General features: G+C 40.9%; 11 protein-coding genes. 4 read left to right on the top strand and 7 right to left on the bottom strand.

Features of this window, described 5'->3' with window-relative positions:
• Positions 1-5: 5 nt before the first annotated feature.
• The 3 genes from NO991_RS02760 to NO991_RS02750 all read right to left on the bottom strand — a co-directional run bounded on the left by NO991_RS02760 (position 6) and on the right by NO991_RS02750 (position 2,915).
• Entirely contained in the window at positions 6-530 is a 525-nt protein-coding gene (locus NO991_RS02760; protein WP_054552060.1) for an RNA methyltransferase, read from the bottom strand.
• On the bottom strand, positions 530-1,027 hold the full coding sequence (locus NO991_RS02755; RefSeq protein WP_371351656.1) for a YcgN family cysteine cluster protein: 498 nt from the start codon (positions 1,025-1,027) through the stop codon (positions 530-532). Before NO991_RS02755 ends, NO991_RS02760 begins: the two co-directional genes overlap by 1 nt.
• 64 nt (positions 1,028-1,091) lie before the next feature.
• On the bottom strand, positions 1,092-2,915 hold the full coding sequence (locus NO991_RS02750; protein WP_138600814.1) for a DUF885 family protein: 1,824 nt from the start codon (positions 2,913-2,915) through the stop codon (positions 1,092-1,094).
• Positions 2,916-3,062: 147 nt separating this feature from the next.
• On the opposite strand from NO991_RS02750, the gene NO991_RS02745 reads away from it, so the two are divergent.
• Together NO991_RS02745 and NO991_RS02740 are read left to right on the top strand one after the other, a co-directional pair.
• Positions 3,063-4,331, top strand: coding sequence for an amidohydrolase family protein (locus NO991_RS02745; protein WP_371351655.1), 1,269 nt, complete (start codon positions 3,063-3,065; stop codon positions 4,329-4,331).
• A 197-nt stretch (positions 4,332-4,528) separates the two neighbouring features.
• The gene (locus tag NO991_RS02740) at positions 4,529-6,937 is read left to right on the top strand and encodes a TonB-dependent receptor (RefSeq protein WP_371351707.1); all 2,409 of its coding nucleotides are present in this window, start codon (positions 4,529-4,531) and stop codon (positions 6,935-6,937) included.
• Positions 6,938-7,500: 563 nt separating this feature from the next.
• On the opposite strand, the gene NO991_RS02735 is transcribed toward NO991_RS02740, so the two are convergent.
• From NO991_RS02735 to adhP, 4 genes are all read right to left on the bottom strand, one after another.
• Complete coding sequence (locus NO991_RS02735) at positions 7,501-9,261, bottom strand: hypothetical protein (RefSeq protein ID WP_300360481.1); 1,761 nt, start codon at positions 9,259-9,261, stop codon at positions 7,501-7,503.
• 167 nt (positions 9,262-9,428) lie between these two features.
• Complete coding sequence (locus tag NO991_RS02730) at positions 9,429-9,902, bottom strand: hypothetical protein (protein ID WP_300360482.1); 474 nt, start codon at positions 9,900-9,902, stop codon at positions 9,429-9,431.
• A gap of 133 nt (positions 9,903-10,035) precedes the next feature.
• Positions 10,036-10,779, bottom strand: a complete 744-nt coding sequence (locus NO991_RS02725; protein WP_300360483.1) for a YrzE family protein — start codon at positions 10,777-10,779, stop codon at positions 10,036-10,038.
• 375 nt (positions 10,780-11,154) lie between these two features.
• The gene (gene adhP / locus NO991_RS02720; RefSeq protein WP_300419491.1) at positions 11,155-12,165 is read right to left on the bottom strand and encodes an alcohol dehydrogenase AdhP; all 1,011 of its coding nucleotides are present in this window, start codon (positions 12,163-12,165) and stop codon (positions 11,155-11,157) included.
• A gap of 251 nt (positions 12,166-12,416) precedes the next feature.
• Between adhP and NO991_RS02715 the strand changes: the two genes are divergently transcribed.
• Positions 12,417-12,974 (top strand): GbsR/MarR family transcriptional regulator, encoded by a 558-nt coding sequence (locus NO991_RS02715; RefSeq protein ID WP_187490940.1) that lies wholly within the window; start codon positions 12,417-12,419, stop codon positions 12,972-12,974.
• 197 nt (positions 12,975-13,171) lie between these two features.
• Positions 13,172-13,831 carry an ion transporter gene (locus NO991_RS02710; RefSeq protein ID WP_300362315.1) on the top strand — a complete coding sequence of 220 codons (660 nt, stop codon included), beginning with the start codon at positions 13,172-13,174 and terminating at the stop codon, positions 13,829-13,831.
• Positions 13,832-13,982 lie beyond the last annotated feature (151 nt).

Genomic DNA, 13,982 nt, shown 5'->3' with positions numbered 1-13,982 from the left:
GAGCGCTATTTAGCGCTCTTTTTTTGTTGCCATTTAAGTGAGTTGTTGGTGTCTCGACTATTACAGATGGTGTCGTTAGAACTCTCAATACCACCGAGTTTGGCAAGTCGGTCGTACAGTACAACATTGCAGGTTGCAGCTAGGTTCATACAGCCTATGGTTGGTACATAAACCACTTCATCACACCATTTCAGCACGTCTTTACTGACCGAGCCATCTTCAGGGCCAAACACATAAAATGCGTTTTCAGGGTGCTTAAATTCAGGCAGCGGCGTTGCACCTTCAACAAGCTCAATCACCACCGTTGTGGCACCTTCAGGCTTTGCTTGCTCTAGACTTTCAACTTGCGTGAGCGGAATATGCTCAAGCACATTTTTGGTATCAGTATGATACTTATTAGCGCGTAAATAGCGGCTACCAGTAAAAAACACCTGCTTGGCGTTGTAACAACCCGCGGCACGTAATACGCCACCCACATTGGTTGGGCTTTTTGGGTTTAACAGGCCAATGCTTGCTTTAAGGGCGCTCATTAATCAATGTCTCTGGTTGGCCACTCGGCCACGTAAAGGTCAAAGTCATCTAGGTCTACATCACAGTCTTTCACTGTTTTGTCACGCACAGAAATACCCAGCTGATGCATCATGTCTTTACTGCCACCGTTCATTAACGGGTGCCAAGACGCAAGGCCACGGCCTTCGTAAAGGCGACGGTAGCTACAGCTTTGCGGCATAAAAAAGATATCTTTGAGGTTTTCTTTAGTGAGCTTCACACATGAAGGAACTAAAGTTTGGCGGTTAGCATATTCGCTACACCCACAGGTGTCGTTGTCTAGGTATTGGCAAACGATATTAGTGAAGATCAGTTCTTCACCCTCGCGAAGTTGATCCGTTGCGGTAAATTCATCTTCGTCTTCGCTGTCGATAAATGTGTTTAAACAACATTTACCACAGCCGTCACAAATGGCTTCCCATTCGGGTTGTGACATTTGCTCAAGCGAGCGCTTAAGCCAAAATTGATCTTCTAACATGGTATTACTCAAAGCCCCTAAACAGCGCGCATTCTAGCGTAAAGCCAGCATGCGCGCAAAGGTGCTATTTTTGCTCGTTAACCCAACGCTTAATTTTCTCTTCAAGAATTGGCATCGGTAATGCGCCATCAATCAGAACTTGCGTATGGAAAGCTTTAATGTCGAACTTATCGCCTAGCTCTTTGCTCGCGTAGTCACGTAGTTCTTGAATTTTGAACTGACCTAACTTGTACGACAGCGCTTGGCCCGGCCATGCAATGTAACGCTCAACTTCGGCGATAATGTCGCTTTCGGCCATTGATGAGTTAGCCAACATGTAATCAATACCTTGTTGACGTGTCCAGCCCTTTGCATGAAAACCAGTATCAAGCACTAAGCGCATTGCACGTAATTGCTCATCTGATAAACGGCCGTACCACATGTAAGGGTCGGTAAATAAGCCAAGCTCTTTACCTAAACTTTCTGCATACAATGCCCAACCTTCTGCAAATACCGTGTAGCCACCGAATTTACGAAACAGCGGTAGTCCTTCAATTTCTTGTTGCAAGGCAATTTGAAAGTGGTGACCCGGCGCGGCTTCGTGAATAGACAAGGTTTCAAGTAAAAACTTAGGCTGTGCTTTTAGATTAAAGGTATTGATATAAAAAATACCTGGGCGTGAGCCATCTGGCGCTGGCGACTGGTAAGATGCACCCGCAGCTGATTCAGCGCGGAAATCTTCAACTGCTTTTACAACGTATGGCGCTTTTGGCGCAATATCGAACATTTGCGGCAGCTTAGCATCAATCTTTTCTTTTACTGCTTCGTACGCAGCAATTAGCTCTTCTGGCGTATCGTAGTAAAACTCATCTGAGGTTCTAAGGTGTTCAAAAAACGCTTTTAAATCGCCTTCAAAACCAACAGTCTCTTTGACTTTTTTCATCTCAGATAAAATGCGCGATACTTCGTTTAAACCAATGTCATGAATTTCATCGGCGTTTAGGCTAAGCGTTGTATGCTGTTTAATTTGATACTCATACCATGCTTTACCATTTGGTAGGTCGCTGTAACCAATGCTTTCACGGGCATTTGGAATGTATTCATTCGCTAAAAAGTCAGCCATTTTTTGATACGCAGGCACTAAACGTTCGCTGATCATCGCCGTGTACGCGCTTGTTAGCTGTGCTTTTTGCTCGTCGCTGAAAGATTCAGGTAACTGAGCAATTGGCCCCCAGAATAATGACTCTTCTGGTTTTTCTACAATATGAGTTTGAAATTGCGGTAATAGTTTTTCAGCAAGCGGTTTAGGAAGAACCACTTTGTCTTTCATGCCTTGGCGCATTGATTGCTCAACACTGTCTAACCACGCGATAAAACCATCTGCTCGCTTTTCAAATGCTTGATAATCTTCAACCGTGTTAAAAGGTTGTGCACTTTGCCCAGAGCCTAAAGCAGCAAAAGTATTATGCGCCCCGCCCATTTGGTTAATTGGCATTAAGTAACTTGGAAACTGAGCGCCTTCGATCGCAAGGTCTAAATCGCGGGCTAGAATTTCGTAGCTCAATAATGACTGACCCTTTAATTGCGCTTTGTCGATATTTGCTAATTTATTTTGGTATTCTTTAACAAAATTAAGCCGCTCGTCGCGGTTGGCTTTACTAATGGGTGCAATAAATTGATCGTTAAATTCGCTACGGCCAATGTAAGTGCCGCTAACAGGGCTAAATTTTAAACCTGCTTCAAAGTAATCTGCTAGTAATAAATCAAGTTGCTCTGTGGCTGACGTTGCGCTTGGTGCTTGTTTGCTTACTGCCTGCGTTGTTTTTTCGTTGCTTGGCGTTGATTCATTACAACCAAGTAATGCAAACATCACTGCCGAACTAAGTAGTGCTAGTTTTACGTTTTTCATTCTTTCCCTGCCCTTATATTAAGTACGCGTAAATTATGAGGGTTTAGTTCCCTATTTAGCAAGTATCGCTGCAACTTATCGCAGTTTATTTACACTTTGTAAGCTGATTGCTAGAGTGGCGGCTCGACTTACCAATTTTGAATAAAAATGAAAAAGACAGCTCTTGCTATTAGCCTAGGCCTAGCTTGCCTAACCTCTTTAAATACCTACGCAACCACCTACTTATCGGCAAAAGCCATGGTAGATGTAAATTCAGGTAAACTGATTAAATCACCACTTATTAGTATAGATAATGGTCATATTACAGCTGTGCAAAGCAATAAACAGCCAAACTTAAAAGACGGCGATAAGCACATTCAATTATTAGAACTGACTTTGCTGCCAGGTTTAATGGATATGCATGTGCATTTAACGAGCGATCCTACCGTACCGCGCAGTGAGCGAATTGGTCAATCGATTCCGCGTAAAGCAATTAAAGCGGCACACTTTGCCGAAAAAACACTATATGCAGGTTTTACAACGCTGCGTAACTTAGGCGCAGAAGGCTACAGCGTGATTGCAGTACGCGATGGCATTAATGCAGGCGATATTGTTGGCCCGCGTATTTGGGCGGCTGGCCCGTCTTTAGGTGTTACTGGCGGTCACTGTGATAACAACCGTTTACCACCAGAAATGAAATACACCGCCGAAGGTGTTGCTGATGGACCATGGGCAGTGCGCGCTAAAGTACGGGAAAACATTAAGTACGGTGCCAATGCTATTAAGTTTTGCGCTACAGGCGGGGTATTTTCAAAAGGCACAAAAGTCGGTATTCAACAATATAGCCAAGACGAAATGAACGCCATTGTTGACGAAGCTCATTTACGTGGCCTAACCGTTGCAGCCCATGCGCACGGTACCAGTGGTATTAAAGCGGCCATTGTTGCCGGCGTAGACAGTGTTGAGCACGTTAGCTTTGTTGATGACGAAGCCATTAAACTTGCGAAAAAACACGGCACTTGGTTTTCAATGGATATTTACAACACTGAGTACACCCTTGCCTTTGGTGAACAAAATGGGGTTGCAGAAGAAAACCTCGATAAAGAACGCCAAGTATCTAAAAAGCAACGTGATAGCTTCAGCCGCGCAGTAAAAGCAGGTGTAAACATGGTATTTGGTACCGATGCAGCGATTTACCCTCATGGCGATAACGCAAAGCAGTTTTCGCGTATGGTTGAATTTGGTATGACACCGCTGCAAGCATTGCAGTCTGCCACCATCAATAGTGCCAAACTACTTAAAGCTGATAATCAACTTGGTCAAATCAAAAACGGTTTCTTAGCCGATATTATCGCCGTTAAAGGCAACCCGCTTGAAAACATTGCAGTACTTGAAGATGTACAATTTGTAATGAAAGACGGTAAAGTTTTTAAATAAGCCACAATGTTGGCTTTGCACTTGCAAAGCCAACCACACCTCATGTAACCATTTTGAAAACAAATTTACCAACAAAAAACACACCCGTTAAAAAAATGTATCTAGGTTAAAAAAATACTCATAATGGTTAAATAAAACTTGAAATGAAAATGTCTCGCATTATCATTGCCGAAAAGTTTCGACAATTACCTATAATCATGACATATAAATATTCAATTTTAGCCCTAGCCTGCTTAAGCGCATTCAATGCAAACGCCAACGATTTAGACTCAGTTGAACGTATTACCGTTTACGACAAACAAAACCGTGTGGTACTTGAATCTGGCCTTGCCACAAAGTCAAATATGACCCTAATGGAAACACCTGCACCTGTTGTAGTTGTTGATCAAGAGCTTATCAACTCGCAAGGCGCAACTAACTTACAAGACTTAGTGCGTAACATCAGTGGTGTAACCCAAGCCGGTAACAACTACGGTATTGGTGATAACTTAGTGATCCGCGGTTTAGGCGCTAACTATACTTACGATGGCATGTATGGCGGTGCAGGCCTAGGAAACACCTTTAACCCTACACGCTCAATGACCAATGTTGAATCTGTAGAAGTACTTAAAGGCCCTGCAACAGGTTTATATGGTATGGGTAGCGCAGGTGGTGTTATCAACCTAATCGAGAAGAAACCGCAATTTACTGAAAAACACGCGGTAAATGCTGAGCTTGGTCAATGGGATAGCTACTCATTAGGCTTTGATAGCACAGCAGCATTAACCGACAACCTTGCTTATCGCGTTAACGCAAAAACCGCTCGCAGCGATGGCTACCGCGACTTAAAAGACGACCGTGATGAAATTTATGGCGCGTTAAAATACGTATTAAGCGACAAACAAGATATCATGATTTCTGCCGCTTATATTAAAGATGCCATTGCCGTTGACTCAATTGGCCACCCTATTCGTATTTTTAACAGCGACTCAGTGAATGGCAAAACCGCAGGTGAAATAACCGCCGCCGATTTAATTAACGACGCAACTGCACAAGGCCTGCAACTAACCGAACAGCAACGCCAACAATTAGCTGACTCACTGGCAGCAAATGATGGCCTAACACCTTACACCTTTGGTCATAACGGTATCATCTCGCCAATGGCAAATGATAACGAAGGCGAAGAGCTACGCTTTAAGTTAACCCATAACTACTTTATTACTGATAATTTATTTTTAAATCAGCAATTACAATACCGTAATTACGAATCGAGCTTTGCCCGCCAAACGGGTGCTTATAACTATGTTTATTGGAACCGTAATGGCGTGATCAATGCCGACCCGCGCGCTCCTTTAGTGGTTGATGACGTACTTTACCCATTTGCAGCGCGTCGCCAAGAATACCGCCAAGTAGAGGCTGACGAAAAATCATGGCAATACTTTGCTGATCTGCGTTATGACTTTAGCTTTGCCGGAATCGATAACGAACTACTTGTAAACGCCAACTACGAAGACCGCGATATTCGTTTTAAACAATACTCAATTTACGATGCCGACAAGGTCATTAAAAACAAAGATGGAGAGGTAATTTACCAAGGTCAATTACCTTACATTTTTGATATTCGTAACCCGAACTGGGGCGAAGGCAGCTTTTACGACTACGATCCGCTAAAAACCAGCGATTACAACAAAAAGGTTCAAGCTTGGGGTGTGGGTATTCAACATGTTGCCTATATTCATGATACTTTCACAACCCGTGTTGGCGTTGCCTTTAACCGTATTAAACAAAGCTATGAACACTTTGGTGTTGATGCACGCTACCGTGCCAGTGCCGCCGAGCCAACACCAGAAGCAGATACATCAGACAGTGGTATGACCTACAACCTAGGTGCAACCTACAAACTGAGCGATGATATTTCGTTCTTTGTAAATCACTCTAAAGGCCGTACAGCTTACAGTGTGCTTGGCAGTGTATCGGGTAACGAAGCAGACCGCGATGACGCCGAGTCGGTCAGTAACGACATTGGTATGCGTGTAAAAGCGTTTGACGATCAACTACTAGCCTCACTTGTGGTATTTGATAGTGCCCGTACAAACCTTGAGTATGCCAACCCAGATTACGAAGCCGGTGTATCTGATGCCTCAGTACCAAAAAGCTTTTACGATGGTGAAGAGCAAACCAAAGGTGTTGAGCTTGATTTAAATGCCGATTTAAACGAGCAGTGGAAACTTAACGTAAACGCGGTGTATCAAGACGCGCGCGATAAGCAAAATCCAAATTCATCAAGCTTTGATTCTCGCCAAAAAGGTGTGCCTTATGTAACAGCAAGCAGCTGGTTAAGTTATGACGCTAAATGGTTTAGTTTAGCCGAGCCGCTTACAATTAGCGCAGGCGTACAATATGTTGATGACCGCAGCACAAACTCAACCTCGTTTGGTATTCCTGATGGCTACGTACCAAGCTACACGGTATACGACGCCGCAATTCAATACCAAACAGATGATTGGAAACTACAGTTAAACCTAAATAACTTGTTTAACAAAACCTATTACTCAAAAGCAATGTTCTTAGGCGGTATGCCAGGAGAAGAGCGTAATGCTAAATTAACCTTTAGCTACACACTTTAATTGTGAAATAGATAGCAAAAAGCGCGGCTTATTTGGGTCGCGCTTTTTGTTTTATTTAGTAAGAGTGCGTTTGAGTAGTGGCTTGTTATTGGACAGAAATGAGTTTTAGTCGACGGGCGGTTCTGTGCCAGAAGCGGACGGTGGTAACGGCCGCCACAAACGCGATCAGCGTGTTGCGAAATGAGCCGCGCAGCGGCGTTTAAATGGCGCTTATTATGTGTTTTGGGCACTTAATTTTTTCCCTTTGAGATAGCACCATATAAAAGTTAAAACACAGGTGGCTTTAAGAGCCAATAGTTCCAACGGTTTCCACCATGCTCCTGTCTCAGCTTCGATTATGTCTGATACGCCAAATAGAGTGAATGCAACCGTAGCTACCAGCCAAAGCGTTAGCTAACGATTATCTCTGCGCCTAATGACAGCAGTAATTAGCATCCCTAAGCCAATACTGAACCATAAGCCAGCTTCAATATGGTTGAATGTTTCTATGGTCATAATTTACACATAACGCCCAAATCAGGTGCGCCGTAGGCGTCACCTGGATTTACTTGTTATGTGCCTTGTTAATATGAAGATATTTCTATCAATTTATATTCACCCGGAAAATGATCGATGTAGAATTTCTCATCCCCTTTATGCAATAAAGAGCCAGCCATTGTATAGCCAGACTCTAAAGAGTCTAGTTCCAACCGCTCGAATGTCCCATCAGAAATGTATGTGTGCTGAGCCAGTCCAAAAAACTTGTCGATTTTTACAGAATCGAACTGGAGATTATAACCTCCAAGACTCATTTCTTCTGTACACTTTTCCATGCATTCATCAACTATCTTATCAAATTCATTTATATGAAATTGAATGTAATTGGTGTCACCATCACTTTCATCGATTATATGGCATAAGGTATCACCATCAATAATTGGTATATTTTTTTCAGGGAAGAACATGCCAACACTTTGTGAAGTTATAATTAGCTTATCTTTAATTACACAAAAACCATGAGGAAAATATTTTTTTAAGTCCAAATCCTTAAAGTTCTTCTTTATTAAATCCAGCAGATACCTTTCACCTTGGTTTGTACCTAAAAACTCATTTATTACATTTATTTGCGAAATGGCTTTTGTAATAAAACCATTCTTAGAAGATGCCTTAAGGTAATCCTTAGCCCATACAGCTGGCAGGTTATTTTTAACCTCTCCTATAAATAAATGGAAGCCTAGCGAAGGCTCGTATGATATTGCTAACACGTCAATATCAGGCAGCTTTTCATCGAATTTACTTAATTTCACATCACAAAGAACTCTGTAGTTTTTATGCTGTTCAAAGGATTTTTTTATCTTTAATACCAGTCCATTACCGATAAGATGTGCAATATTAGATGAGAAATGATCTGGTTCGAATTTGGCATGCAATCGTAAAAAGTTACTAATTATATCAATCAGCGTAAAAGAAAATGCCGATAAGTAATACTTAGATTCTTTTCTTAAGAAAATGAAGGTTGAACGAGATGATAAAGAGATATCTTCTAGTATTTTTTTTATTTTTACGATTGATATCTCAGGTGTTTGCTGTTGGATTGCGTTACTTATCTCATATTCAGTGTATGTTATAACACTTGATACGCTATTGGCCGTTGAGTAATGTCTTTCATATAAAGCATAAAACATTAAAACTTTATAAACACTTATGAATTCAGAATACAAATACCCTCTAACTTTAATTGAGCTATCTTCAGGCACATACGAGAAAAAATAACTAAATTTCCATTCTATTTCAGATTGAATAGATTCTGCAGCATCAACGACGTTTTGATTAGAGAAATCAAAAGGTTTAGTGTTTTTCAATAAATCAATTGCATTTGAAAAGGAATGATTTTTATTATTTGAAGAAATAGAATTAAGCCTAAACGTCTGTCTTTCTGAAACAAGCTGACGAAATATTGAATCATCATGTAATTCAATACGAATTTCATCACCAGATTTTTTCCATGTAATTGAGTCAGGATTTGCGTAAGAGTAGAAAACTTTATCTCTAACAGCCCAATAATTGGCCCCGATTAATAAATCTGCAAATACCATTTCAAGATCTGGTTTTTCTTCAAAGTTGTTAGGTGATTCAGCGTTTTTTAGTAACCTCTCAGAAATTATCTCATTTCCGCAACGCAATAATTCACCTAAAGGAAAATTTCCTGACTTATAGGCAGATTCGACAGCTTCAGATAGATATAATAATGGATCGCTAGTTATGCTTAATCTATTAGTTATTTCCTCAATCTTCGATTCAAAAGCATTTTCAACTATCTTCCTTACATTGTTATTTGCTGACACTAATTATTTCTCTTTTAATTTCTAACAAAGGGGTACTTTAGGTTGCTCAGCTGCAGGCACATAACGCCTGGCTCAGCCACCGCAAAAAATGGCGGTCGTTTTGCAGCTTTTTTTGGCAAAACAAGTGACAGTTTTTGCGGTCGGTTGCAGCCACTTGTTAGGCCTTTCTAGTATATTGAGTTAAATCCTGCTTCAGTCAGAAAATAGCCGCGTTCATTTTCCTCGATGAGGCCTTCTTCTATCAATGACTTCATAGCTGGCTCTAATCCATGTTTTTGTTTTGGATTCCAGTTTAGTACTTCTGTATGCATGAATGATCGGGTGTTAAAAGCATGCCCAGCACGAGCGTTTGCTTTAGCAAAGAAATCCAATATAGCTACTTTTATAGAGTCTCCAATATCAGGATAGAGATAATCTACTCCTTGCTGCGTCAGGAAAGGCGTTCCCTCTCGATCTTCGATTAGCCCTGAAGATGCAAGCTCTTCAACTGCTCTCTCTAATAAGTCCTGTTGTTTTGGGTTCCAGCGGGGAACGACATTGAGCATAAACCCACGAACATTTAATGCTTCGCCAGAATCTGATTTCTGAATCTTAAATTGTTCCATGATTTGCTGTTTAACAAAGTCTATATCGTTGGTCATCTTACTTCTTCCTGATTTAAGTTATGGTAAATATCTGGCCTAACACCCCGCTTAGGGGCAATAACACGTGGGCTAAAATTTGGAGCGAAGCGACTGAGCCCACGTGTTATTGTCCCAGGGAGCTTGCGACCGACTACAGCGGTTTGTTAGGTTTTTCCATTCTTACAACCGAATGGCGAGGGTATATTTCTTTCGTCGTACTCGATAACTTTTCTATGATGTTTTCTATTGAGTCGCAAAGCGAATCAACAGAACTGATTGTTGTCTCAGTTAGCATAATCATGGTGGAAAACAAATTCTCACCAAGTGCCGTATTCAGTTGAGAGTAACTGATAGTTTGACCATCGACAAAACTAGCCTCGTCCATCTTCTTTTGAACCTCATTTCGATGAAGATCGTTTCTTACTGTAATCAGCTCAACTGTCGAATTGATTTCATCTTGAACTTCCAATACTTGCTGAAGAAGGAATGCATTTTTTTGAAAAATAAAGGAAAGAGAATCTATGGATAGCTGTAATTCCATTTGCGCCGTTCCTAAAGATGGTAATATTTCAAACGCTTTTAACGGTGAGTCGCGAAATGGATTTATGAATTGGTTCTTGTATCCACTAAAGTGATTATAGGATCTTATTAATTGGGCTATTGAACTATTAGCAGCCTTGACATCAGTCCTGTGTTCTTTTGCTTCTTCGTTTTTTCGAGCAAACTTAAAAGCTAAAAATGCACCAGTAAATGTTCCAGTAAGTGTTATAACTAACTTAACGGCATTTTCGGTTTCTAGGTTGGTAAAAAGGCCAAGCATTAAACCGAAACAAAACACCAATATAATGGTGAAAATATTTTTTTCATTTCTTCCGTAAAAAACTTGAAACTTCACAAAATCCCTCTGAAAAACCTAGCATGTTTATAGCGAGCTAATCGCGCGTTTTTCTACCACAGCGTAGCTCGCTTTTCTTATTAGGTTATTTCTAACAAACTTGTTAACTAATTACCAGTGTTATTAAAATTTAGGAGTTCTCGCTTTTACCTCAGGATAAAAACGAGCGATTGGGTCGTTTTTCTGACTATGCAAGCAATATATTTTGACAAAATAGAAAAGCAATTGCGGACGTTCGAAGCCCGCTTTTTTGAGAAATTCGCCAAACACGTCTTGGGGCAATAACGAGTTACATTTCCCTACTTTTACAAATATAACAACTGCCAGCTTCGATTGAATCACTCAACCAAACCTGACAGCGTTAACTGACTTAGCTTAAAGCGTCATCACGATTCGGCCTGTGATATCGCCTTTTAGCATGTCGTCAAATATATCGTTGATATCTTCTAGTCGCTTTTCTTCAATAATCGCTTTAACTTTACCTTTGGCTGCAAAGTCGAGGCATTCTTGTAAGTCTTTGCGCGTACCAACGATAGAGCCTACAACAGACACACCATTTAACACGGTATCGAAAATTGGCAGTGGCATATCTTCGGGTGGTAAACCTACAAGCACACATTTACCGCCACGGCGTACGCTTTTATAAGCTTGCTCAAAACCGGGTTTTGAAACGGCCGTACACACAACACCATGTGCCCCACCCACTTGTTCAAAAATGGTTTCTGAAGGCACTTGCTTCATAAAGTCGATGGTGATGTCTGCGCCAAGCTCTTTGGCTAGTGCCAATTTGCTTTCGCCGGTATCAACGGCAATCACATTAAAGCCCATTGCTTTTGCGTACTGCACTGCTAAATGACCAAGGCCGCCTACACCGACAATTGCAACCCAATCACCCGCTTTTGCATCAGTCACTTTAAGCGCTTTATAGGTTGTAACCCCCGCACAGAATAGTGGTGCGGCTTCTGCAAAACCTAATCCTTCAGGAATTTTCACCACGTAATCGCCATTGGCTACACAGTACTCGGCGTAACCACCATCGACTGAATAACCTGTGTTGTGCTGCTCAAGGCATAAGGTTTCTTTGCCTTCTAAACAAAACTCACAATGACCACAGGCGCTATATAACCAAGGAACACCCACACGGTCGCCTACTGATAGGTGTTTAATGTTTGCGCCTACTTTTTCGATAGTACCTACCCCTTCATGGCCCGGTACTAATGGCATTTTAGGTTTGACTGGCCAATCTCCATGACAAGCATGTAAATCTGTGTGACACACGCCACACGCGGCAATTTTAACTAGCACATCGTTAATTCCCACCTCAGGGCATGGGATATCTTCGATTGTTAATTTACCTTTGTACTCTTTATTTACTGCAGCTTTCATAACGTTCCTCCATGGTATTAATTGCGATTCAGCCTATACGATAAACTCATTAACTGTCACTATTATTGATCCACATCAAATAGCTAATCACTGCGGCATTTAATTAAACTACACTTTAAATTCAATAACTTAAAACTAAATAATGGCGTATCTACACTTTAGTAGTAGCAGATTGCATAGTGGCTATTTCTTTTAGTTATACCCCGAGCGTGCTAGCATTTAATTTCTGAAATTTTTGAATACTAAAAATTATGAGCCTATCTGAAAAAAACTTAGCTTTTGTTATGCACTGCGGTGAAATGGGTAGCCGTTGGGGCTTTAACCGCACCATTGGTCAAATGTGTGGATTATTAACCATTACTAAAGAGCCAATGACCGCCAATGAAATTGCCGATACCTTAAGTATCTCGCGCGGAAACGTAAGCATGGGTATTAAAGAGCTACAGTCTTGGCGCTTAATTAAAGTGCATCATATTCCGGGTGACCGTAAAGAATACTACGGCCCTGCTGGCAGCATTTGGGATATGGCCAACCGCGTATTCGAAGAGCGTAAAAAGCGCGAGATAGACCCTACCCTTAGCCTGCTTCGCGATAACATTTTAGAAGAAGCCCACAATGATGATGAACGCTTTGCTCAGCAGCAAATGCAAGAAATTCATGACCTGCTCGAAACTGTAACTAAATGGTCTGCAGAGCTACAACGCTTAAGCCCTGAACAACTTCAAAGCCTAATGAAACTAGGCTCTGGCATTGGTAAAGTGCTTGATTTTAAAGATAAGATTTTGAAAAAACCGGGGAAAGGGGATTAAGTTAGCGAGTTGCTAGGGGAAAGTTTGTAGGTCGTGCTTTAGCGCGTTGCTAGGTGCTAGGTGCTAGGTGCTAGGTGCTAGGTGCTAGGTGCTAACAAATTAGAATTTGCTTCCACTCTTTTACTCAAAATATGAGTTGTTAAGTACAATCTCACTTTAACGTAATATAAAAATAATGTGATAAAGGAATATCAGAAATGAAAGAGAAAGGTAGTGCTGTATACCAATTATTTCTACTTGCTCTTAGTATTTATGTGCTTATTGTCGTGTTCGCTGAAACATTCTTGGTTACTGACCCAGAAGTTTCGCTCCTCCTCCAAAGAGTGGATTTGAGTATATGCGTTGTATTTTTGATTGATTTTTTTGTAAATTTCTACAAAGCAGAGAGTAAACTAAAATATATGAAATGGGGCTGGATTGACCTTGTTTCTTCGATCCCACTGCTTGACCCACTTCGTTGGGGCAGGCTTGCAAGAGTAGTTAGGATATTAAGGTTTTTTCGAACAATAAAGTCCCTTAAGTTACTCATCAGTTCAATTTTGTCTAGCAAGTTTCAAAGCCTCACTCTCGTTGTGTTATTAATCACTTTTGTTTCTTTTACAGCTTGTGCAAGTTTAATAATGGAGTTTGAGAAAAATTCTGTTGGCGGAATAAGCACTGCGAACGAAGCACTATGGTGGGCTTTTCTTAATATCATGAACGCAAAAGTGTCTATCTCACAGGCACAGTCTACCGGCGGGATCATTGCTACTGTTATTTTGAATAAAATAGGCTTACTTTTATTCGCTTACTTTAATGCAATTATGATTGCATGGTTAATTAAGAAAAGAGTAGATATAAAACACGGGCAATCTTGAAGCTCTAAAAATAAGGATAGTCATGTGAATAAGCTTCTTTTATTAATCAGTATTGTATTAATTTTGGCAGGCATACTTCTGTTCTTATATGACTTTTTACCTGTCGGAGTTGCTAACAAAGAAGACTCTTATATAAAAATAGTATCGAGTG

Source organism: Pseudoalteromonas sp. DY56-GL22, assembly GCF_041414715.1.
GTDB classification, from domain to species: domain Bacteria; phylum Pseudomonadota; class Gammaproteobacteria; order Enterobacterales; family Alteromonadaceae; genus Pseudoalteromonas; species Pseudoalteromonas simplex.
Note: the sequence above shows the minus strand (reverse complement) of the source record. Positions and strands in the feature narration are given on the sequence as shown.